The organism is Microbacterium sp. LWH11-1.2, from assembly GCF_038397745.1.
Taxonomy (GTDB): Bacteria; Actinomycetota; Actinomycetes; order Actinomycetales; family Microbacteriaceae; genus Microbacterium.
Window position 1 is genome coordinate 2,198,513 of record NZ_CP151636.1, and the last position, 21,037, is coordinate 2,219,549.

A 21,037-nucleotide genomic window follows, 5' to 3' on the forward strand; every position below is an offset into this window, starting at 1 on the left:
AGTCAGTTCGTGCGCGCGGAGACCTCGGTGCTGAGCGCCGAGGGAGGGGTGTGCGGGTGCGGCTGCAGGTCGACGCGCCGCACTGCGCATCCGGCGCAGCGAACGTAGAGCACGATGCCGTCGCTCGTCGGATGCCGCGATTCGACGAGCCATGCGTGCTCGTGCTGCGTCGTGGATCGGGGGATGCGGGGGATCGGGCGGGTGTGTAATGCGGTCATGCATCCAGCGTGATGTAATGCTCTTATGCATCTCAACCCTTACGGCGAGTACGCGGTCCTGCTGGCGGCGTCGCTCGCCAACGACTGGCCGGCGGACCGCGCGGGAATCGAGGAGCGCACGCTCGAACTCGGGATGACGCAGACCTTCCCACCCGCTCCGGGCGATCATGCCGAGGTCAGGGCGGTCATCGACGACTGGCTGAAGATCGTCGACGAGCCGGATCCCGCCGCCCGAGCCGACCTGCTGAACGCCGAGCTCGCCGCGACGGCCGCCTACCCGCGGCTGACGAACCACGACGGCGAGGGCTGGCACCTGCACTACCGCGACGACGTGAAGTCGCTGCCCTACGTGCTCCGGGCCGTCATCAACCTCGGGACCTCGCTGCATCTCGTCACCCGCGGCATGAGCAGGCTGGGTCGCTGTCAGGCTTCGCCGTGCACGAACGTCGTCGCGGACGTCACGCGCAACGGTCGCCAGCGCTTCTGCTCGGTGCGCTGCGCGAACCGGGCGGCGGTCCGCCGGCATCGGGCGCGAGCCGCCTGACCGCGCGGGTCAGGCGGTCTGGCCGGCGTGCGGCCCTTCGCCGATCTCCTCGACGAGCTTCGCGTTGAAGGCCGGCAGATCATCGGGGGTGCGGCTGGAGACCAGGCCCTGGTCGACCACGACCTCCTCGTCGACCCAGGATGCCCCGGCGTTGCGGAGGTCGGTCTGCAGGCTCGGGTAGCTGGTGAGGGTGCGGTCGTCCACGACGCCGGCCTCGATGAGGATCCACGCGCCGTGACAGATCACTCCCACCGGCTTGTGCTGCTCGAAGAAGGCGCGGGCGAGAGCGATCGAGGGTGCGTCCATGCGCAGGTGGTCGGCGTTCACGACGCCTCCGGGGAGCACGAGGGCGTCGAACTGGTCGGCGGTCGCCTCGGCGGCGGTGAGGTCCACCGACTGCTCATGACCGTTCTTGCCGGTGATCCGACCGCCGTCGGGGGCGATCAGTGTCGCGGATGCGCCCTCTGCGGTCACGGCATCCCACGGGCTCGTCAGCTCGCTGTCCTCGAATCCGTCTGTCGCCAGGAATGCCACTCGGCTGCCGGTGAGAGTCATCGTTCGTCCTTTCGGGGGAGAGTCGTCCCCGCAGGTCTCGGGGACGTTTCGACTCTCTCGCGGGCCCCGGGAGGAGTGAAGGGGGTGGCCGAAGTCGGGCGGCGGTGATACGGCGGGTGCGTCAGCCGAGGTATCGGCCGAGCGCCCCCAGCAGTCCTCGCGTGCCGTCCTCGCGCCCCTGCCCGTCGGCCCAGAACCTATCGAAGAAGACGCCGTGCTCGATGTGCGTGAACCGTGTCCCGCCGTCGATCGGCTCGAACTCCAGCGACGCCACGGATGTCGACATGTGCGCCCCGTCGATCCACATGTCGTAGGTGGTGACGATGCGGATGTGCTCGACGATGTCGGTGTAGGTCGCCTCGTAGCGCGAGACCGGACGATCGTGGAACCGGCTCTCGGCGACGTCGCGACCGCCGACGCGGAAGTCGAACGCCCACTCGCGCGTCTTCATCGACTCGCCGGCGCCCCACCAGCGGAGCTTCTGCTCCTCCACGGCGAAGGCGTCCCAGACGCGCTCGACGCCGGCGGGGTAGTCGCGGGTCAGGGTGAATCCGGAACGGGCGAGTCGGCGTTCTGTCGTCATCGGTCGCCCTCCCGTGTCAGGGTGACGTGGATCTCGCCGCTCTCGGCGACCTCCGTCGTCACGGTGTGGGTGAGGTCGAAGCCGCGCAGATCATCCCAGAGACGGTGGCCGCGGCCGAGGAAGATCGGCGCCACCATGAGGTGCAGGTCGTCGACCAGGCCCGCGCGGAGGAAATCCCGCGCTGTGCGGTATCCGCCGCCGATCCGCACATCCAGACCGCCCGCGGCTTCTGTCGCCTCGGCGAGCACGTCTTCGATCGCCGCGTCTCGGAAGTGGAAGGTCGTACCGCCGTCCATCGCGATCGACGGGCGAGGGGCGGAGTGGGTGAGGACGTATACCGGGGTGCCGAACGGCGGGGTGTCGCCCCACCAGCCCTTCCAATCCGGGTCGTCGGGGAAGGCGTGCAGGCCGAACATCCCCGCGCCCATGATCTCGGCACCGATGCCGTCGAAGAACGCCGCGGCGTATCGATCGTCGATGCCGGTCGTTCCGGCGCCGCTCGTGTCACCGAAGATCTTCGCGCGGAAGGTGCGGGTCGCCGCGTACGCGGCCGTGAGACGGCCCCAGTCCTCACCCATGGGGTTCTCGGGCGTCGGTGTCGGGTCGTTGGGCGTGTAGCCGTCCAGCGACGTGAAGAGGGCCATGCGAACGCGGGTCATGTCAGTTCTCCTGGGGGGTGGTGAGGGCGAGATGGATGCCGAGGCGGTCGGCCTGGTGCTCGGCGGGCGTGCGCTGGTCGCCCAGCCACAGGTGCAGCACGTCGAGTGCGCCGGGGCGCAGAGTCACGGTGCGGACGCGGCCGTGCTTCTCCGAGCTGATGACCCCCGCGTCCTCGAGGATGCGGAGGTGCTGCATGAGCGACGGCAGCGCCATCGCGAACGGCTCGGCGAGCTCGGAGACCACCGCGGGGGACTTGGCCAGGCGCTCGACGACAGCGCGGCGCGTCGGGTCCGCGAGAGCGCGGAGCACGGCGTCGACGTCATCCTGATACTTAGGCATTTGCCTAACTGTATGACTCGGGGACGGAGGTGCGCAAGGGGTCGTTCATCGCGAGTGAGCGCCAGTTCTCTCCCATCCGCTCGTAGGTCGCGATCGCGTGGCAGTTCCGACAGCGCACGTCGCACTTCTCGACCTCGGCAGCCACGACGGCGATGCTGAAGCCGTTCCGCACCAGCTGCATGACGCCGTCCCGCTTCTCGCTCCCGGGGCGATGGTCGAAATCGAGGACTCGGAGATCTGCTTCACCGCAATCGGCGCACGGGTGATCCCGCAGATACTCGCAGACGAACGCGATGCTCGCTCGCTTCTGGGCGTTCGTGCGTTCTCGGATCACGGCGACGTGATGCTCCCGATTCCGGCGATAGTACTCGCGCGACGACGTCCGATTGCACTCTCGGCAGACTTCCTGCCGTCCGTCCGCGCGAGAGGACTTCCGATTGAACGCGGTCAGCGGCTTGATCGCCCGGCACGAGCCGCAGCGCTTCTCCGATTCATCCGGTGCGGATGACGGCAGCGCGTCGTGCATGTCGGCCCCCCGCTCTCTCGCTGAGGGGCACGATATCCCGACCGTGCGACATGACTGCTCGTCGCGCTCGGGATCAGACGGGGTGGGCCCTGTGGGGATCGAACCCACAACCCGCGGATTAACTTGCCACTTCGGCTTTCGCCGCCGCCGTCTCCGGCGTTCGTGGTCTGGACTGTCCCTTCACCGTGGCTCTCGCCGTAGGTGCCACCCGTCCAGTCTCTACACCTTCCGGACCGCTGGTCCGGCTTGGCTCGGGATTGCCAACTGGTTTCCCAGGAAGGGTTCCCCGACTTTGAGTGGTGTCATCCCCGGAGTTTCCTCCGAGGCGCTCCTATTTTGTTGAAGTCCGCTGCTCTGCCAATTGAGCTAAAGGCCCGTCCGACAAGTCTAGTGCGCACAGAAGGGGCCGCCGGTGAACACCATCACCGGCGGCCCCTTCTCCTTCTCACGTTCCTCCCCCGAGACGAGAGAAGGTCGCTTGCCGGGAGATCCCCACCCGGCAGGTCGTGTCCCTGATTACATCGGGGGCATCAGGACCGTGTCGATCAGGTACACGGTCGCGTTGGCGGTCTGGACGCCACCGCAGATGACGGTCGAAGTTCCGTTGACCATCAGGTCGTCACCGCTGCCGGTGACCTCGAGGTCGGCGCCCTGCACGGTGGTGTGCATGCCGGCGATCTCGTCCGGCGCGATCTGGCCGGGGACCACGTGGTACGTCAGGATCGAGCTCAGCAGTGCGCTGTCGGTCTTGAGCGTCTCGATGGTGGCGGGGTCGATCTTCGCGAAGGCGTCATCCACCGGTGCGAAGACGGTGAACTCGTCGCCGTTGAGCGTGTCGACGAGGTTCACGTCGGGGTTGAGCTGACCGCTCACCGCTGCGACGAGCGTCTTGAGCAGCGGGTTGTTGGAGGCGGCCACGGCGACCGGGTCCTTCGACATGCCCTCGACCGATCCGGCACCGTCCGGGACGGCCTCGGCGTAGGCGGAGCAACCGGCTCCGACGAGGTTGGCGGCCGGGTCCATCGCCTCGGTCGTGGGCTCAGCCGACTCCGACGTCGTCGGCTCCGACGACTCCTCGGCGGGCGCTGTGCCGGTCGAACACGCGGAGAGCAGGAATGCTCCGGCGAGCGTCAGGGTGAGTGCTGCGGTGACCTTCTTCTTGGTGCTGAACATCTCGAGCTCCTTCAGAAACTTCAGCCACGGCCTCTCCGTGGCGTCGACATCTGTTCGGAGCCCCGTCGGTATCGGATGGGAGAAATCTCAGAATCGATCGGGTCCCGTGCCTCGATCCGCAGAATCACGGGAGAAATTCCCTCACGATCGGGTGACGGCTGCACGGGAACACGGGGGAGATGCGGCATGCTTGGAGGGATGGTCATTGACGGAATGGACGTGCCCGAGGACGGGACGGCGAGAGATGCGGTCGCCGCACTCCTCGTCCGCGTCGCCGACGGGGATCAACGGGCATTCGCCGAGCTCTACGACTCCCTCTCCGCGCGCGTGTTCGGGCTCATCCTGCGCGTGCTCGTGAACCGCGCGCAGAGCGAGGAAGTGCTGCAGGAGGTTTTTCTCGAGATCTGGCAATCCGCTTCGCGCTTCGCTCCGAACAGAGGTCAAGGACGAGCATGGGTGATGACGATCGCACATCGTCGGGCCGTGGACAGGGTGCGTGCATCCCAGTCCAGTGCGGACCGTGATGTGCGAGCGGGGCTGAGGGACATCGGCGTTGCGCACGACAGTGTGGCAGAGCAGGTGGAACTCGGGATCGACGGCGAGAAGGTCGTCGAAGCACTCACGGAGCTGCCGGAGGTGCAGCGAGAAGCGCTCGTGCTCGCGTATTACGGCGGTTACAGTCAGAACGAGATTTCGGTGCTTGTGGGAGCACCATTGGGGACGATCAAGACAAGGATGCGAGACGGGCTCACCCGTCTCCGGTCAGCCATGGGGGTGACAGCATGAACGAGCAGGAGTTCGCAGAGCTCGCGGCGGGGGCCGCCCTGAACGCGTTGTCGCCCGACGACGCGCGTCGCTTCGACGACGCTCTCGTCGCGCATCCCGAGTGGCGGGCGATCGCCGAGGCGGATGCCGAGACGGCCGATCTTCTGTCCGCCTCCGCCACGCCTGTCTCCCCGCCTCCCGGCATCCGTGCCGCGCTCCTCGCCCAGATCGCGGTGACGCCCCAGAACAGCGAGCCGACGACGCCTGTCGAGCCGGTCGCGACCGACGTTCTCGCAGACGAGCGACCGCGCGTCGACGAGTCGTCGGCGAACGATGCGGAGAAGGATCGCGCCCCCTCCCCGAAGCGCCGCTGGAGCCGCGTCGTGTTCGCGCTCGCCGCATGCCTCGCCGTGCTGGTGGGCGTCGGGATCGGCGCCGTCGCGCTCAACGGGCAGCTCAACCGTCCGGCATCCGTCGTCGCTCTGGAGCAGATCCAGTCGTCGTCCGATGCGGAACAGGCGTCCGTGGAGCTCCCCTCCGGGGGAACGGCGACCGCGCACTGGTCGGCATCCGCGGGAGCAGCCGTGCTCGTGACCGACGGCGTGCCCGCCCCGGCCGACGGCAAGACCTACGAACTCTGGTACGTGCGCGGGGACGACGCGATCCCCGCCGGCGTCTTCGACGTCGAGGACGGTCGGGCGACGGCGGCGCTCGAAGGCGACATGCACGCGGGCGATGTGATCGCGGTCACCGTCGAGCAGGCCGGAGGATCCCCTTCCGGCACGCCGACGTCCGACCCTGTCATCGTGATCCCCACGGCCTGATCGGCCGCGATCGCGGGTACCCTGGTTCGATGCCCGAGCAGCATCACCGTCCCATCCGTCGACCGACCAGCGCTTTCGATAACATCGTCGGCGCGCACGATCCCGCCGAGGAGACGCGCGTGGCGCACGCGACGGCATCCGCTCTGCTGACGCGGGTGCGGGCCGACGAGAGCGGGGCGAGCGCCGAGCGTCTGGTCGCGTTCACCGCCGAGCACGGCATCGACGAGATCGCCGAGCTGTGGTCCAAGGCGCCTTCGCGCACACTGCCCGGAGCGCTCTGGAGGCTGTACCTGCTGCAGCTGGCGATCCACGGCGACCCGCAGACGGCGGCACTGCTCTATGAGCGCGGACGCGTCGAGCTGCCGTCGGCGGATGCGGTCATCGCGGGTGCTCCTGCCCCTGCGGAGCCGGCTGAGCTCGTGGCGCTCATCGACACGATCCTGCGCGGGGCCTTCCGTGGGGACTTCGCGGTCGCGCTCGACCGCGCCGCCGCCTTCTGTCGCGTGCAGGCCTCAGGCGCGACCCACACGGCCGACGACTATGAGCCGACCGAGCCCGCGCGGGCCAGCGAGCTGACGACGCGAGCCCTGCGTCTCAGCAGCTACGCGCAGGATCTCTCCGCGTCAGCGGTGCTCTGGCGCACGGGTTCTCTGGCCTGAACGCAACCCGGACAGAGAAAGACCGGGCCGCAAGAACGCCTCTCGGCGGAAGGCCGCTCAAAGCGGCAAAAATTGGAGCCCGGGGTTATGCGGCCCGGCCGTTCAATTATAACGCGAGACCTCCATGGGTATTCCCTGACCGTAGGCTCGAGGCATGAACCGGCGCTTCGCACTGATGATCGATCCCGTCGCGGCCGACGAGGACCGCCCCGACTTCGCAGACACCTTCACGGCGGTGGATGCCGCGGCCCCCGCTCTGAGCGTGGGCGAGCTGAGCACGCAGCGGGGTGACGGCGTCTTCGAGTCCATCGGCGTGGTCGACGGCCACGCGCAGGAGGTCGTTCCGCACCTGGAACGGCTCGCGCACTCGGCGCGGCTGTGCGACCTCCCGGCGCCGAATCTGCCGCAGTGGCGTCAGGCCATCGACCACGCGGCGTCGCGGTGCGGAGAGGGCGAAGCGGTGATCAAGCTGATCCTCAGTCGCGGAGTCGAGCACGGTCCGACCCCGACCGCCTGGGTCACCGCATCTCCGGCATCCGACTTCTCGCGCGTGCGTGCCGAGGGCGTGCGCGTCGTCACCCTCGACCGGGGCTACGACCTCGGCGCCGCAGAGCGCGCGCCATGGCTGCTGCTCGGCGCGAAGACCCTCTCGTACGCGGTGAACATGGCGGCCCTCCGAGAGGCCCACCGCCGCGACGCCGACGATGCGATCTTCCTGTCGAGCGACGGGTTCGTGCTCGAAGCGCCGACCGCCTCTCTCATCCTCCGCTTCGGCGACCGCTTCGTGACGCCGGCGCCGAACGGCGGCATCCTGCACGGCACCACGCAGCTCAGCGTGTACGAGCATCTCGCCGGGCGCGGCTTCGAGGTCGGATACGACCGCATACCGGCATCCGATCTTCCTCGTGCCGACGCGGCGTGGCTGGTGTCGAGCGTTCGTCTCGCCGCGGCGATCACGGCCGTCGACGGGGTCGCCCTGCCCGTGGACCAGACCCTGACCGACGAGCTGAACGCCTACCTCCTGTCCCCGCGGGACTGACTCGGAGCCTCGCGCGGCTCACGCCCCTGGAAATCGCAGATCTTCGAGTGACCGCGCGGCGCGGCGACGGGCGACACACCCTGATTCAGGAGTTCGGTCCAGCGGCGATCGCATCGCGGCGGAGGTCCTTTGCGCGTTCCCTCTCGCGCTCGTGGTTCTCCCGCCCGTCGGCTTCGACGATGAGGCGTTCGCCGACGACGAAGTCGACCTCGCCCACATCGCGAATGCTCACCTGCGTGCGCACGCTGATGCCGATCCTGTGCAGCCTGAGGCGGATCAGCGACTCGAGACCGCTGTCGGCATCCGATCGTGCGAACGCGACCAGCCACCGCAGCTCGAGAGGAAGATGCCGCCAGAGCCATGCGGTTTCACCGGCGGAGAGTCGTGAATGTCGGAACGCGGATTCGAGAGCTGCGAAGAACGGCTCCTCGCCCTCGCACAGCGCGACCTGCAGCAGGACATTGGCGACGGGTGGGAGGATGCCGACTTCGACGCGGCCCGCGTCCCAGTGGAGACGGCATTCCGTACAGCGGGATCGTCGTGTACCCGCGGTGCCCATCCAGATGTGATGCTCTGCCGGGACCGCCAAGATCCACAGCCCGTGCAGTGCCGCGGCACCGCAGCATCCGATGACGCCGCCATGTTCTGCGGCGTGGACGATCGCTGCGGGTTCCTCGGGCAGCGCGTACACGCCGTTGCGCGGTCGCAGCACTCTGCCTTCACGCACAGCGCTGGTCAGCTCGGCTTCGGTCACACCGCGTCGAGTGAGCTCCGAGGTCCGCGCCATGCGCCCCAGTGAGCGAAGGGCCACGTCTGCGCGAAGGAAGGACATTCGACGAGCTTGCCTGTGCCGGCACCTCGTGCCAGGCCGTTCTCACGGCAACTGTGCAGAGGCAAGGTCGACCGCCGGTTGTGCAGGACTGCCCACCCACGAGAAAACCCAGACCATCACGCGGCGAGCCGGTGTGTCGAAGTGGGACACGCCGAACCCCGCACAGTTGATCTGGGTTTTCCGGAGCGGAAAGGGAGGGCAGAAGCCTCAGCTCATCCGAAGCGGCCCGAGACGTAGTCCTCGGTCGCCTGCACGGACGGGGTGGTGAAGATCGACGTGGTGTCGTCGTATTCGATCAGCTTCCCGGGCTTTCCCGTGCCGGCGATGTTGAAGAACGCGGTCTTGTCGGAGACGCGGCTCGCCTGCTGCATGTTGTGGGTGACGATGACGATCGTGAACTCGTTCTTCAGCTCGCCGATCAGCTCCTCGATCGCGTAGGTCGAGATCGGGTCGAGGGCCGAGCACGGCTCGTCCATCAGCAGCACCTCGGGCGACACGGCGATGGCGCGGGCGATGCACAGACGCTGCTGCTGGCCACCCGACAGGCCGGATCCCGGGCGGTCGAGACGGTCCTTGACCTCGTTCCAGAGGTTCGCGCCGGTGAGCGACTTCTCGACGAGTGCGTCCTGGTCGCTCTTCGACATGCGGCTGTTGTTGAGCTTCACGCCCGCGAGCACGTTCTCCTTGATGGACATCGTGGGGAACGGGTTCGGCCGCTGGAAGACCATGCCGACCTGGCGACGCACGAGCACCGGGTCGACGCCGGGGCCGTAGAGGTCCTTGCCGTCGAGGAGCACCTCGCCCTCGACGCGGGCGCCGGGGATGACCTCGTGCATGCGGTTGAGCGTGCGGAGGAAGGTGGACTTGCCGCAGCCCGAGGGGCCGATGAACGCGGTCACGCTGCGCGGCTGGATGTCGAGCGACACCCCTTCGACCGCGAGGAAGCTGCTGTAGTAGACGTTGAGGTCGTTGACTTCGATGCTCTTGGACACGTGGTTTCCTGTTCTGAGTGGTCGGGTGCTCAGCGGCCGGTCATCTTCGGTGCGAACAGCTTCGCGATGAGACGCGCCAGCAGGTTCAGCACCATGACGATGAGGATGAGGGTGAGCGCGGCGGCCCAGGCGCGGGCGACGGCCGCATCCGGGTTCGTGCCCTGGTTCATGTACTGGTTGTAGGCGAACACCGGAAGGGTCATCATCTGACCGCTGAAGATGTTCGTGTTCAGGCTCTGGGTGAATCCGGCGGTGAGCAGCAGCGGGGCCGTCTCGCCGATCACGCGGGAGATGGCCAGCATGATCGAGGTCGTGATGCCGGCGATCGAGGTGGGGAGCACCACCTTCAGGATGGTCAGCCACTTCGGCACGCCCAGCGCGTACGACGCCTCGCGCAGCTCGTTCGGGACGATCTTCAGGAGCTCCTCGCTGCCGCGCACGACGACCGGGGTCATCAGCACGGCGAGGGCGAGGGCGCCCATGAAGCCCATCGAGATGCCGGGGCCGACCAGCAGGGCGAACACGGCGTAGATGAAGAGACCGGCGACGATCGACGGGATGCCGGTCATCACGTCGACGAAGAAGGTGATGCCCTTCGCGAGCCGGCCGCGCCCGTACTCGACCAGGTAGATCGAGGTCATGAGTCCGATCGGCACCGAGATGATCGTCGCGGTGAGCGTGATCATCACGGTGCCCCAGATCGCGTGCACGATGCCGCCGCCGTCGCCGACGACGTTGCGCATGGAGTAGCTGAAGAACTCGGCGTCGAACCGCTCGATGCCGTTCGCCACCACGGTCCACAGCAGCGAGACTAGGGGCAGCAGCGCGATCAGGAACGCGGTGGCGACCAGGGCGGTCATCAGGCGATCGACGGCCTTGCGGCGGCTCTCGACGATCGAGGAGATCACGGTGATGATCACCATGTAGAGCAGGATGCCGACGATCACCGTTCCGGCGATGTTGAAGTCGGCCAGGCTCGACCCCGCGGCGGCGACGCCGAAGACGGCGGCGGAGATGACGAAGGAGCCGGCGAGGAGGGCCCAGGGCGCCCACTTGGGCAGTCGGCCGGAGGTGAGGACCGCCGTGTGCGGCGTGACGGGAGCAGCGGTGAGGGTGGTCATGTCAGTTCGCTCCCGAGAACTCGGCGCGGCGGGCGACGATCCAGCGCGCCAGCGCATTGACCGCGAAGGTCACGACGAAGAGGATGAGGCCGGTGGCGATGAGGGTGTTGACGCCCGTGTCGTGCGCCTCGGGGAAGGCGAGCGCGATGTTCGCGGGGATGGGCGTCGGGTTCGTCGAGGTGAGCACGAGGAAGCTGACGACCGCGGAGGGGGAGAGGACCATGGTCACGGCCATGGTCTCGCCGAGTGCGCGTCCGAGGGCGAGCATGGCTGCGGAGACCATGCCGCCGCGGGCGAACGGCAGGACCGCCATGCGCACCATCTCCCAGCGCGTGGATCCGAGCGCGAGCGCGGCCTCCTCGTGCAGCTTCGGAGTCTGCAGGAAGACCTCGCGGCAGATCGCTGTCATGATCGGGATGCACATCACGGCGAGCACGAGCGATGCGGTGAGGATGGTCTTGCCGGTCGACGAGACCTGGCCCTGGAAGAACGGCACCCACGAGGCGTTCGTGTTCAGCCAGGCGTAGATCGGCTGCAGGAGGGGCGCGAGCACCAGACCGCCCCAGAGGCCGAAGACCACCGAGGGGACGGCGGCCAGCAGGTCGATGATGTAGCCGAGGAACGCGGCCAGACGCCGGTGGGCGTAGTGCGAGATGAACAGCGCGATGCCGATCGCGATCGGAGCGGCGATGAGCAGCGCGATGAACGACGCCCACAGCGTTCCGAAGACGAGCGGCCCCACATAGGTCCAGAAGGACTCGCCGCGGAGGATGTGGTTGTCGCTCGTGTCGAGCTGGAACGCCGGGATGCTCTGGATGACGAGGAAGGCGGCGACGAGCACCAGGACGATGAGGATGACCACCCCCGCCCCGAGCGCGGTGCCGGAGAAGACCCGGTCGCCGAGTCGCTGCTTGGCCTTGATCGGTGCGGGCGGCGCCTTGGTCGGTGCCGGAGTCGGCGCCTGCGCGGTCGTGCTCATGATCTCCCTGTTTCGGGCCGGGTCGAGGTGGAGCGGGTGCTGACCCGGCGGAGCCCCCGCGTCCGATCGGGACGCGGGGGCACCGCCGTCAGTGGGTGGGCGGGATCAGCCGACCTGGATCAGATCGATCGCGGCGAGCACCTGCTCGCGCAGACCCTCCGAGATCGGTGCGCTGCCGGCGTTGTCGGCAGCGGCCTTCTGACCGTCCTCGCTCGCGATGTAGGAGAAGTACTCCTTCACGAGCTCGGCGACGTTGGTGTCCTCGTACTGCTCGCAGCCGATGAGGTAGCTGACCAGCGCGATCGGGTAGGCGCCGTCCGCGGCGGATGCCGGGTCGACATCGAAGACGAGGTCGCCCTCGCCGCGGCCCTCGACCAGCGGCGAGCCCTCGACGAGCTTCGCGGCAGCCTCGGCCGAGTAGGCCACGAAGTCCTCGCCGACGCCGACGTGCACCTGGCCGAGGTCGCCGACCTGCGACGCGTCGGCGAAGCCGATCGCACCGTTGCCGGCGCCGATCGCCTGGACGACACCCGAGGTGCCCTGAGCGGCTTCGCCGCCCTGGATCGGCCAGACGTCGGCCGGCTCGTAGGTCCAGACGTCACCGGCGGTGGCGCTGAGGTACTTCGTGAACGTCTCCTGCGTGCCCGAGGGGTCGGAGCGGTGGACCGGCGAGATGGCCAGGTCGGGCAGCTTGACGCCGTCGTTCAGGTCGGCGATGGCCGGGTCGTTCCAGTTGGTGATGGTGCCCGCGAAGATGCCCGCGATGGTGGCGGCATCCAGGTTCAGGGTGTCGACGCCCTCGAGGTTGAATGCGACCGCGACGGGGGAGATGTAGAGCGGGACCTCGACGATGTCGTCGGTCGTGCAGGCGCCGAAGCCCCCGGCTGCGACCTCTTCGTCGTTGAACGCGCGGTCGGAGCCGATGAAGTTGCTGCCGCCTTCGAGGAAGTTCTCACGACCCGTGCCCGAACCGGTGGGCTCGTAGTTGACGGTGACGTCGGGGTTCGCGGTCTGGAACGCGGCGACCCAGGCCTCCTGGGCGGCGGTCTGCGAGGACGCGCCGGTCGCGTCGATGGTGCCGGAGAGCGTGGACTCCGAGGGCTGGTCGGCGGAGCCGCCGGTGCCGCCTTCGTTCGCGGCACAGCCGGCGAGTGCGAGAGCGGCGACGGCGCCGATGGCGCCGATTCGTGCGATTCGGGAGATCTTCACTGTGGATCCTTCGATCTTGGAGGGTGGGGCCCGGTGCAGGGCACACAGTGACGCTAAGTGCGGCGGTTAACGAGACTCTCCCGCGCAGGTGAACGGCAGGTGAACGACGAGCGACTCTCTGGGGCGGACCCGGAGGATTGCGGGGGACGCGCGAGGTCGTCAGACCTTGGGGATGTGGGTCTCGATCGAGATGATGCCGGAGCCGGGGTTCGTGGCGGAGAGGTGCACGACCGAGAAGGCCCCGGGCTCGAGGTCGGCCGCGCTGCTGAGATAGGACCCCTGGATGGTGCCGGTCGCGAGAGCGATCTCCGACAGCAGACCGGGGAGCACGGGGCCGTGACTGCAGAGCACGGCCGGCTTCCCGGCACGGACACGGCGGCCGACGACGGCACGGAGATCGGAGGTGCCGTCCTCCCACGCGTCCTGGCTGATCTTCTCGGTCTTCACGAGTTTGCGATCGAGTGCCTTGGCGAGCGGTCTGACCGTCTCGATGCATCGCACGGCATCGCTGGTGACGATCTTGCGGGCGCCGAAGGCGCGCAGCGGACCCACGATCGAGGCCGCCTGCTTCCGTCCGCGCTCGGTCAGCGGACGCGCGGCATCCGTGCCGTCCCACTCCGACCGCGACAGCGCCTTCGCATGCCGCAGGGCGATCACCGGGAACGTGCGCAGGACGCCGTCTTCGACGAGGTTCGTGAAGAAGTCGAGGATCTCGAGGTCCACGGGGTAGCTGAGCCGCTCCCGCGCCTTCTTGGCGCTCACCCACTCCACCGCGGCGATCTCGCGATTCGGGATGAAGGTCGATTCGCGGATCGCGTCGTCGGTCGCCTCGGCGGCCCAGTAGTGCACGACCTTCTGCTTCTGCGAGGCGAGGTGATAGCGGCTCACGCCCACCGGCACGCCCAGGGACACCCGGATGCCGGTCTCCTCGTGCACCTCGCGCACGGCCGTCTCGGCGAGCATCTCGCCCGGGTCGACCTTGCCCTTGGGGAGCGTGACGTCGCGGTACTTCGTGCGGTGGATCAGCAGGATGCGGAGCTTGCCGTCGACGATGCGCCAGACCACGGCGCCCGCGGCGTACACGGCCTTGTCGGTCCACTTCGACGCCGGGGGCGGCGTCCGCTCGGCCCGGGCCCTCTGCTCCTGCCGGACCGTCATCGCACCGCCCGTGCGCGGCGCCGCCGCTGGATCAACCCCATGGTCTTATCCTGCAGGTCGACGAGCGGCTTGCCGTCGGCATCCTCGGCGTGCCGCGTCCACACGCCCTCCGCGCCGAGGTGCCACGATGTGGTGCCGGCGTCCATGGCGAGGTCGAAGAACGACAGCAGCTCCTTGAGGTGGGCGGGGTCCGAGACGCGCACGAGCGCCTCGACCCGACGGTCGAGGTTGCGGTGCATCATGTCGGCGCTGCCGATGTAGACCTGCGGGTCGCCGTCGTTCTCGAAGGCGAAGATGCGCGAGTGCTCCAGATACCGGCCCAGGATGCTGCGCACCGTGATGTTGTCGCTGATCCCCTCGAGGTCGGTCCGGAGGCTGCAGATGCCGCGCACCCACACCTCGACCTTCACCCCGGCGGCGCTGGCGCGGTACAGGGCGTCGATGATCTCCTCGTCGACCATCGAGTTGACCTTGATGCGGATGTGCGCGGGCTTGCCGGCCTCGGCGTTCTTGCGCTCGGCGTCGATCTGGCGCACCAGGCCCTTGCGCAGGTGGAGCGGCGCGACGAGCAGGCGCTTGAACTTCTTCTCGATCGCGTAGCCGCTGAGCTCGTTGAAGAGGCGGGTGAGGTCCTTGCCGACCTGCGCGTCGGCCGTGAACAGACCGAAGTCCTCGTAGATGCGGCTGGTCTTCGGGTTGTAGTTGCCCGTGCCGACGTGGGAGTAGTGCTGGAGCTTGCCGTCCTCCTCGCGGATGACGAGGGCGAGCTTGCAGTGGGTCTTCAGGCCGACCAGACCGTAGACGACGTGCACGCCGGCCTTTTCCAGCTTGCGGGCCCAGACGATGTTGTTCGCCTCGTCGAAACGGGCCTTCACCTCGACCAGGGCGAGCACCTGCTTGCCGGCCTCGGCGGCGTCGATGAGCGCCTGCACGATCGGGCTGTCGCCCGACGTGCGGTACAGCGTCTGCTTGATCGCCAGCACGTGAGGATCGCGGGCCGCCTGCTCGAGGAACGCCTGCACGCTGGTCGTGAACGACTCGTACGGGTGGTGCACGAGCACGTCGGACTTGCGGATCGCCTTGAAGATGTCGGCGCGCGAGTTGGATCCGGTGGGCTGGAAGGCCACGGCCGTGGTGGGCAGGTGCGGCGGGTAGCGCAGGTCCGGCCGGTCGATGCGGGACAGGTCGAAGAGACCGCGCAGGTCGAGAAGGCCCGGCAGGCGATAGACCTCGAGGTCCGTGATGTCGAGCTCGCGGACCAGCAGGTCCATCGTGACCTCGTCCATGTCGTCGGTGATCTCGAGACGGATCGGCGGGCCGAAGCGTCGGCGGAGGAGCTCCGCCTCGAGAGCCTGGATGAGGTTCTCGCTCTCGTCCTCCTCGATCTCCACGTCTTCGTTGCGGGTGAGCCGGAACGCGTGGTGGTCGAGCACCTCCATGCCGGGGAAGAGGTCGCCCAGGTGGTTGGCGATCAGCTCCTCGAGGCGCAGGAACCTCTTGATCTCGCCGTGACCGGGGACCTCGACGAAGCGCGGGAGCATCGGCGGCACCTTGAGGCGGGCGAATTCCTGGCGGCCGGTACGGGCGTTGCGGATGCGGATGGCGAGGTTCAGCGAGAGACCGGAGATGTACGGGAAGGGGTGGGCGGGGTCGACCGCCAGGGGCATCAGCACGGGGAAGACCTGCGCGCCGAAGTAGTCCGACAGCGCGGAGCGCTCCTCCTCGGCGAGCTCGGACCAGTCGGTGATCTCGATCCCGGCATCCGCGAGGGCGGGACGGACGAGGTCGGTCCATGCCGCGGCATGGCGCAGCTGCAGGGCGTGCGCCTCACGGGAGATGTCGGCGAGGGCGTCGACGGGGGAGCGGCCGATGTTCGTGGGCACCGCGAGGCCGGTCATGATGCGTCGCTTGAGACCCGCGACGCGGACCATGAAGAACTCGTCGAGGTTGCTGGCGAAGATCGCCAGGAAGTTCGCCCGCTCGAGCTCGGGCAGTGACGGATCCTCGGCGAGCTCCAGCACGCGCTGGTTGAACGCCAGCCAGCTCAGCTCCCGGTCGAGGTACCGGTGGTCAGGGAGCAGGGCGTCGGGCGACTCGACGGCGTCGAAGTCGTCGTCTTCGGCGTCACCGAGGCCGGCGTCGGTGAGTGCGGGATCGATCATGGGGTACATCTAATCACCGCGAGGTGACGCGCGTGTGAACGGACCCGATCCGTTACCGGGCTGCCGCCACGGTCTCGTCTTCGTACACGTTGAACCGGTAGCCGACGTTGCGCACCGTTCCGATGATCTGCTCCTGGTCGCCCAGCTTCGCGCGGAGGCGGCGCACGTGCACGTCGACCGTGCGGGTGCCGCCGAAGTAGTCGTAGCCCCACACCTCGCTGAGCAGCTGCTCACGCGTGAAGACGCGCGACGGGTGGGTCGCGAGGAAGTGCAGCAGCTGGAACTCCTTGTAGGTGAGATCCAGCGGCTTGCCGCGCAGCTTCGCGGAGTAGGACTGCTCGTCGATCGTGACGCCGGAGGCCTGCACCCTGGAGGGTTCGGCGACCTCGTCGCGGCGGGCGAGCGCGAGCCGGATGCGCGCGTCGATCTCGGCGGGGCCGGCGGTCACGAGCAGGACGTCGTCGATTCCCCAGTCGCCGGAGAGGGCGCTCATGCCGCCCTCCGTGACGACGAGGAGCAGCGGGGCATCCTGTCCGGTGGCGCGGAGGAGGCGGCACAGCGACTTCGCGCCGACCAGGTCGTGGCGGCCGTCGACGACCACGACGTCATAATCCGGGGCGCTGACGAGCTGCGCGGGTTCGGCGGGGATCTGGCGGACCCGGTGGCTGAGCAGTTCGAGGGCGGGCAGAACCTGCTCCGACAGCGGAGCGTTGGTCAGAACCAGCACCAGGGCCACGCGCACTCCTCACCGGCGCGGGGGTCGACGCCGTGCCGCCATGATACCGGCACCGGATGCGCAACAATGGTGTCATGTCCGAACCAGCGCTCGCACCGCGTAATGCCCTCGTCGGCGTGGTCGCCGTGTGGGTCACCGCCTTCGTCGCGACCGTGGCCGTCGGGATCTTCGTGCCGGAGGAATGGCGCGTCCCGTGGATGCTCGTCGCCTTCGGCGGCATCGTGCTGCTCTCGTTCGCCGTGCAGCTCTGGTACGGCCGCACCCAGGGGTTCATCTTCCGGGTGGCCGGCAGCGTCACGGGCGCGCTCGTGCTGATGGGATTGATCTCGGTCGGCTTCGGCATCGCCGCGCTGCTGCCGACCTGACCTCCGCGTCCCGCCGCGCGGTAAGGTGGAGGCATGGACCTCATGGCGCTCGAAATCTTCTTCATCGGCCTGCTGGGCCTTGCGAGCCTCGCTATCGTCTTCGTCTCGGCCGTGGTTCTGCGCAACCTCTTCCGCGGCCAGCGCTGACGCATCGTGCTCGATCTGCCCACCGACCTCCCCGCCGACCTCGCCCCGCTCGCGTGGCTGATCGGCGTGTGGGAGGGCACCGGTGTCATCGACTACCCCGTCGGCGACGAGCGCCTGCAGGGCGAGTTCGTCCATCGGGTCAGCTTCAGTCATGACGGCGGCCCGTACCTCAACTACTCGGGGACCGCGACGTTCACCGGCGAGGACCAGGCGGTGTCGATCCCGCTGATCGCCGAGACCGGATTCTGGCGCCTCTCGCGCCCGGCGTCCGCGGCGGACCCCGGTCCGGCGCTGCTTCCCCCGCAGGCCGATGTCGTCACCCGCACGGTCGACGACGTCGAGAGCCTGCGCGCGGCGAACGGCGCCTTCCCGATCGAGGTCTCGCTCGCGCATTCCGACGGCATGCTGGAGCTCTACCTGGGCGAGATCAACGGCCCGCGGGTCGACATCGCCTCGGATGCCGTCGTGCGCGCGGCCGGCACGAAGGACTACGGCGCGGCATCGCGCATGTACGGACTCGTCGACGGGCACATGCTGTGGGCGTGGGACATCGCGGCCCTCGGAACGCCGCTGCGCGCGCACGCCTCGGCGCGACTGGCCAAGGTCTGAGACGGGCGGGATCCGACGTGAGCGTGTTCGAGAGCTTCCCCGGAGCCGTCGCCGGCGATGCGGGCATCGCGCATTTCGGCGATCCGTTCCGCGAGCAGCGCCGCCTCGCGGCCGGTGACGCCGTCGTCGCGCTCGACGACCGCACCGCGATCGAGGTCTCGGGTCCGGAGCGGCTCGGCTGGCTCGACTCGATCACCTCGCAGGCCGTCGGTCGCCTGAGCGCGGGAGACAGCACCGAACTGCTGGTGCTCGACCCGCAAGGTCGTGTCGAGCACGCGGCCGGTGTCGTCGACGACGGAACGTCCACCTGGTTGATCGCCGACGCGGCGGATGCCGAGGCGCTCGCGACCTGGCTGACGCGGATGAAGTTCCGCACGCAGGCGAGCGTCGACGTGCGCGCGGACCTGGTGCTGCTGGGCTTCGTCGACGGCGGGTCCGCCGCTCGAGCCGTGCATGCCGCTGCCGCGTCGCACGACCGCCTCCCGCTCGTCTGGGAGGACCCGTGGCAGCAGGTCGCCCTGGGCGGCCACCAGTACGCCGAGGTCGCGGATCACCCCGGCGCCTCGCTCGCGTGGCGCATCGCGGTGCTCTCGCCGGATGCCGCGGACGAACTGGCTGCGACCCTCGACCATGATGCCGCCGCAGGTCTCCTGGCCGCCGAGGCTCTGCGCATCGCCGCCTGGCGCCCGCGCTGGGCGGCAGAGGTCGACGACAGGTCGCTCCCGCACGAGTCGGACTGGATCCGCACCGCCGTGCACCTGAACAAGGGGTGCTATCGGGGGCAGGAGACCATCGCCAAGGTCCACAACCTCGGACACCCGCCGCGTCGTCTCGCCGCTCTCCAGCTCGACGGCAGCGATGCCGTGCTGCCCGAGCCCGGGTCTCCCGTGTTCGCGGGCGATGACGAGATCGGCCACGTCACCTCGGTCGCCCGTCATCATGAAGACGGTCCGATCGCGCTCGCGATCCTGGCGCGACGCGCGCCGATCGGCGACCTCGTCGTGCGCGCCGACGGCATCGACATCGCCGCCTCGCAGCAGGTGATCGTGCCCGCGGATGCCGGGGCGACCGCCGACATCCCGCGCCTCACGCGGCTGTCACGTCGCCCGTCGGCGCCGGATCCCCGCGCCGCGAGCTAGGCGCGAGGCGAGTCGACCGGCGCCACGGCCGCCCACGGAAGCGTGATCTCGCCGAGACGCCAGCGGCTCCGCCCGCCCGCGATCGGCCAGCCTTGATCCCGCAGGGCGGCGACCGTCGCCAGGAACCGCTGGGTGGCGCCGAACGTCGCGAGCGCGGCCGCCCGATCCCACTCGCGGTCGAGGTCGACGAGGAGGGCGTGGATCCGTTCCCCCGGGACGTTGCGGTGGATCAGGGCCTTGGGCAGCCGCTCGGCGACGATGCTCGGATGCTCGAGCCCGGTCAGGCGCAGGGAGATCGTGAAGCGCACCGGGATCCCGTCGGGCTGCACGTCGGCCCAGCTCGCCACACGACCGATCTCGTCGCACGTGCCCTCGACGAGGAGCCCGTCCGGCGCGAGTCGTGAAGCCGTCTTCCGCCAGGCGGCCGGCACGTCGGCCTCGTCGTACTGGCGCAGCACATTCATCGCGCGGATCACCGCAGGCCGCCGGCCGTCGGGGAGGGGGACCTCGAAGCCGCCGCGCGCGAACGAGACGCGGAGGTCGTGGGGGAAGCCCGTGCGGCCGGCGCGGACCTCGGCGAGCTGGGCATCGGCCGTCGCCACCCGCGCCGGGTCGATCTCGAGACCGCGCACCTCGGCATCGGGTCGGACTCCGCGCAGCCGTGCGGCCAGTTCGAACGCGGTGACACCGCTCGCTCCGTAACCGAGATCGACCACCAGCGGATCCGCGGCACGGCGGAACGCGGGGCTCGCGGCGATCCAGCGGTCGTTGCGGCGCAGCCGGTTCGTCCCGGTCGTGCCGCGCGTCGGCCGGCCGACGGGAGATGACGCCATGAGTCAATCCTCTCCCTCGATGAGCCCTCGGGCCAATCCGGAGCGGCCGTCGCGGATAAACTGGCCGCATGACTGCGACGCGCACCCTGATCCTGCTCCGCCATGGCCGGAGCGAGTGGAACGAACGGAACCTGTTCACCGGCTGGGTGGACGTCCGCCTGAACGAGCAGGGGGAGAAGGAGGCCCGCCGCGGCGGTGAGCTGCTCGCCGAGTCCGGCATCCTGCCCGACGTGCTGCACACGTCGCTCCTGAGCCGGGCGATCCAGACGGCGAACATCGCGCTCGACGCCGCCGACCGGCTGTGGATCCCCGTGACCCGCTCGTGGCGGCTCAACGAGCGCCACTACGGCGCCCTGCAGGGCAAGGACAAGGCGCAGACGCTCGAGGAGTTCGGTCCCGAGCAGTTCCAGCTGTGGCGCCGCTCCTTCGACGTGCCGCCGCCCGTGCTCGACGACGCGAGCGAGTTCAGCCAGGTGAACGACCCGCGCTACGCCGGGATCGACGGAGAGGTGCCGCGCACCGAATCGCTCAAGCTCGTGATCGACCGTCTGCTGCCCTACTGGGAGAGCGCGATCGTCCCCGACCTCGAGGCCGGCAAGACCGTGCTCGTCACGGCGCACGGCAACTCGCTCCGCGGTCTCGTCAAGCACCTCGAGGGCATCAGCGACGCCGACATCGCCGAGCTGAACATCCCCACCGGCATCCCGCTCGTCTACGAGCTCGACGAGAACAACGTCCCCACCGGTCCCGGCCGCTACCTCGACCCGGAGGCCGCTGCCGCCGGTGCCGCAGCGGTCGCCGCGCAGGGCAAGAAGTAGCACCACGCAGAAGAGGAGGGGCGGATGCTGTCACAGCATCCGCCCCTCCTCT

25 protein-coding genes are annotated in these 21,037 nt (G+C 68.9%); 9 read left to right on the top strand and 16 right to left on the bottom strand.

Features of this window, described 5'->3' with window-relative positions; genetic code table 11:
- Positions 1-2: 2 nt before the first annotated feature.
- On the bottom strand, positions 3-218 hold the full coding sequence (locus MRBLWH11_RS10610; RefSeq protein ID WP_341944850.1) for a hypothetical protein: 216 nt from the start codon (positions 216-218) through the stop codon (positions 3-5).
- 25 nt (positions 219-243) lie between these two features.
- Here MRBLWH11_RS10610 and MRBLWH11_RS10615 point away from each other — a divergent pair, with 25 nt between their 5' ends.
- On the top strand, positions 244-762 hold the full coding sequence (locus MRBLWH11_RS10615) for a CGNR zinc finger domain-containing protein (protein WP_116635795.1): 519 nt from the start codon (positions 244-246) through the stop codon (positions 760-762).
- A 9-nt stretch (positions 763-771) separates the two neighbouring features.
- Here the strand turns inward: MRBLWH11_RS10615 and MRBLWH11_RS10620 are convergent, their stop codons facing one another.
- The 6 genes from MRBLWH11_RS10620 to MRBLWH11_RS10645 all read right to left on the bottom strand — a co-directional run bounded on the left by MRBLWH11_RS10620 (position 772) and on the right by MRBLWH11_RS10645 (position 4,598).
- Positions 772-1,317 carry a type 1 glutamine amidotransferase domain-containing protein gene (locus MRBLWH11_RS10620; RefSeq protein ID WP_341944851.1) on the bottom strand — a complete coding sequence of 182 codons (546 nt, stop codon included), beginning with the start codon at positions 1,315-1,317 and terminating at the stop codon, positions 772-774.
- Positions 1,318-1,438: 121 nt separating this feature from the next.
- A complete protein-coding gene (locus tag MRBLWH11_RS10625) occupies positions 1,439-1,900 on the bottom strand; it encodes an SRPBCC domain-containing protein (RefSeq protein ID WP_341944852.1) in 462 nt (153 codons plus the stop codon).
- The gene (locus MRBLWH11_RS10630) at positions 1,897-2,559 is read right to left on the bottom strand and encodes a dihydrofolate reductase family protein (protein WP_341944853.1); all 663 of its coding nucleotides are present in this window, start codon (positions 2,557-2,559) and stop codon (positions 1,897-1,899) included. The genes MRBLWH11_RS10625 and MRBLWH11_RS10630 overlap by 4 nt, the downstream gene beginning before the upstream one ends.
- Position 2,560: 1 nt before the next feature.
- Positions 2,561-2,899: a metalloregulator ArsR/SmtB family transcription factor gene (locus MRBLWH11_RS10635; RefSeq protein WP_341944854.1), complete on the bottom strand. Its 339-nt coding sequence runs from the start codon at positions 2,897-2,899 to the stop codon at positions 2,561-2,563.
- 4 nt (positions 2,900-2,903) lie between these two features.
- On the bottom strand, positions 2,904-3,233 hold the full coding sequence (locus MRBLWH11_RS10640) for a hypothetical protein (RefSeq protein WP_341944855.1): 330 nt from the start codon (positions 3,231-3,233) through the stop codon (positions 2,904-2,906).
- Between the two features lie 708 nt (positions 3,234-3,941).
- Positions 3,942-4,598: a fasciclin domain-containing protein gene (locus tag MRBLWH11_RS10645; RefSeq protein WP_116635798.1), complete on the bottom strand. Its 657-nt coding sequence runs from the start codon at positions 4,596-4,598 to the stop codon at positions 3,942-3,944.
- 186 nt (positions 4,599-4,784) lie between these two features.
- Between MRBLWH11_RS10645 and sigK the strand changes: the two genes are divergently transcribed.
- From sigK to MRBLWH11_RS10665, 4 genes are all read left to right on the top strand, one after another.
- The gene (gene sigK / locus MRBLWH11_RS10650; protein WP_207769972.1) at positions 4,785-5,384 is read left to right on the top strand and encodes an ECF RNA polymerase sigma factor SigK; all 600 of its coding nucleotides are present in this window, start codon (positions 4,785-4,787) and stop codon (positions 5,382-5,384) included.
- Positions 5,381-6,187, top strand: a complete 807-nt coding sequence (locus tag MRBLWH11_RS10655) for an anti-sigma factor (RefSeq protein WP_341944856.1) — start codon at positions 5,381-5,383, stop codon at positions 6,185-6,187. The genes sigK and MRBLWH11_RS10655 overlap by 4 nt, the downstream gene beginning before the upstream one ends.
- 29 nt (positions 6,188-6,216) lie before the next feature.
- Entirely contained in the window at positions 6,217-6,846 is a 630-nt protein-coding gene (locus tag MRBLWH11_RS10660) for a DNA-directed RNA polymerase subunit beta (RefSeq protein WP_341944857.1), read from the top strand.
- 154 nt (positions 6,847-7,000) lie between these two features.
- Positions 7,001-7,885, top strand: a complete 885-nt coding sequence (locus MRBLWH11_RS10665) for an aminodeoxychorismate lyase (protein ID WP_116635802.1) — start codon at positions 7,001-7,003, stop codon at positions 7,883-7,885.
- Between the two features lie 85 nt (positions 7,886-7,970).
- On the opposite strand, the gene MRBLWH11_RS10670 is transcribed toward MRBLWH11_RS10665, so the two are convergent.
- The 8 genes from MRBLWH11_RS10670 to MRBLWH11_RS10705 all read right to left on the bottom strand — a co-directional run bounded on the left by MRBLWH11_RS10670 (position 7,971) and on the right by MRBLWH11_RS10705 (position 17,074).
- Positions 7,971-8,672 carry a type IV toxin-antitoxin system AbiEi family antitoxin domain-containing protein gene (locus tag MRBLWH11_RS10670; protein ID WP_341944858.1) on the bottom strand — a complete coding sequence of 234 codons (702 nt, stop codon included), beginning with the start codon at positions 8,670-8,672 and terminating at the stop codon, positions 7,971-7,973.
- Positions 8,673-8,929: 257 nt separating this feature from the next.
- Positions 8,930-9,709: a phosphate ABC transporter ATP-binding protein PstB gene (gene pstB / locus MRBLWH11_RS10675; protein WP_116635803.1), complete on the bottom strand. Its 780-nt coding sequence runs from the start codon at positions 9,707-9,709 to the stop codon at positions 8,930-8,932.
- 29 nt (positions 9,710-9,738) lie between these two features.
- On the bottom strand, positions 9,739-10,830 hold the full coding sequence (gene pstA / locus MRBLWH11_RS10680; RefSeq protein WP_341944859.1) for a phosphate ABC transporter permease PstA: 1,092 nt from the start codon (positions 10,828-10,830) through the stop codon (positions 9,739-9,741).
- A gap of 1 nt (position 10,831) precedes the next feature.
- On the bottom strand, positions 10,832-11,809 hold the full coding sequence (pstC, locus tag MRBLWH11_RS10685) for a phosphate ABC transporter permease subunit PstC (RefSeq protein WP_116635805.1): 978 nt from the start codon (positions 11,807-11,809) through the stop codon (positions 10,832-10,834).
- 105 nt (positions 11,810-11,914) lie between these two features.
- On the bottom strand, positions 11,915-13,018 hold the full coding sequence (locus MRBLWH11_RS10690; RefSeq protein WP_116635806.1) for a phosphate ABC transporter substrate-binding protein PstS: 1,104 nt from the start codon (positions 13,016-13,018) through the stop codon (positions 11,915-11,917).
- A gap of 159 nt (positions 13,019-13,177) precedes the next feature.
- Entirely contained in the window at positions 13,178-14,176 is a 999-nt protein-coding gene (locus MRBLWH11_RS10695) for an NUDIX hydrolase (RefSeq protein WP_341944860.1), read from the bottom strand.
- Positions 14,173-16,338, bottom strand: a complete 2,166-nt coding sequence (locus MRBLWH11_RS10700) for an RNA degradosome polyphosphate kinase (protein ID WP_341944861.1) — start codon at positions 16,336-16,338, stop codon at positions 14,173-14,175. The genes MRBLWH11_RS10695 and MRBLWH11_RS10700 overlap by 4 nt, the downstream gene beginning before the upstream one ends.
- Positions 16,339-16,390: 52 nt before the next feature.
- Positions 16,391-17,074 carry a response regulator transcription factor gene (locus MRBLWH11_RS10705; RefSeq protein WP_116635807.1) on the bottom strand — a complete coding sequence of 228 codons (684 nt, stop codon included), beginning with the start codon at positions 17,072-17,074 and terminating at the stop codon, positions 16,391-16,393.
- A gap of 74 nt (positions 17,075-17,148) precedes the next feature.
- Between MRBLWH11_RS10705 and MRBLWH11_RS10710 the strand changes: the two genes are divergently transcribed.
- The 3 genes from MRBLWH11_RS10710 (at position 17,149) to MRBLWH11_RS10720 (ending at position 19,334) form a co-directional block, all read left to right on the top strand.
- On the top strand, positions 17,149-17,439 hold the full coding sequence (locus MRBLWH11_RS10710; RefSeq protein ID WP_116635964.1) for a hypothetical protein: 291 nt from the start codon (positions 17,149-17,151) through the stop codon (positions 17,437-17,439).
- 153 nt (positions 17,440-17,592) lie between these two features.
- Positions 17,593-18,195, top strand: a complete 603-nt coding sequence (locus tag MRBLWH11_RS10715; protein ID WP_341944862.1) for an FABP family protein — start codon at positions 17,593-17,595, stop codon at positions 18,193-18,195.
- Between the two features lie 17 nt (positions 18,196-18,212).
- On the top strand, positions 18,213-19,334 hold the full coding sequence (locus MRBLWH11_RS10720; protein WP_341944863.1) for a glycine cleavage T C-terminal barrel domain-containing protein: 1,122 nt from the start codon (positions 18,213-18,215) through the stop codon (positions 19,332-19,334).
- On the opposite strand, the gene MRBLWH11_RS10725 is transcribed toward MRBLWH11_RS10720, so the two are convergent.
- Complete coding sequence (locus MRBLWH11_RS10725; protein ID WP_341944864.1) at positions 19,331-20,167, bottom strand: class I SAM-dependent methyltransferase; 837 nt, start codon at positions 20,165-20,167, stop codon at positions 19,331-19,333. The genes MRBLWH11_RS10720 and MRBLWH11_RS10725 overlap by 4 nt on opposite strands.
- Positions 20,168-20,235: 68 nt before the next feature.
- Between MRBLWH11_RS10725 and MRBLWH11_RS10730 the strand changes: the two genes are divergently transcribed.
- Positions 20,236-20,985: a phosphoglyceromutase gene (locus tag MRBLWH11_RS10730; RefSeq protein ID WP_116635810.1), complete on the top strand. Its 750-nt coding sequence runs from the start codon at positions 20,236-20,238 to the stop codon at positions 20,983-20,985.
- Positions 20,986-21,037: the final 52 nt, after the last annotated feature.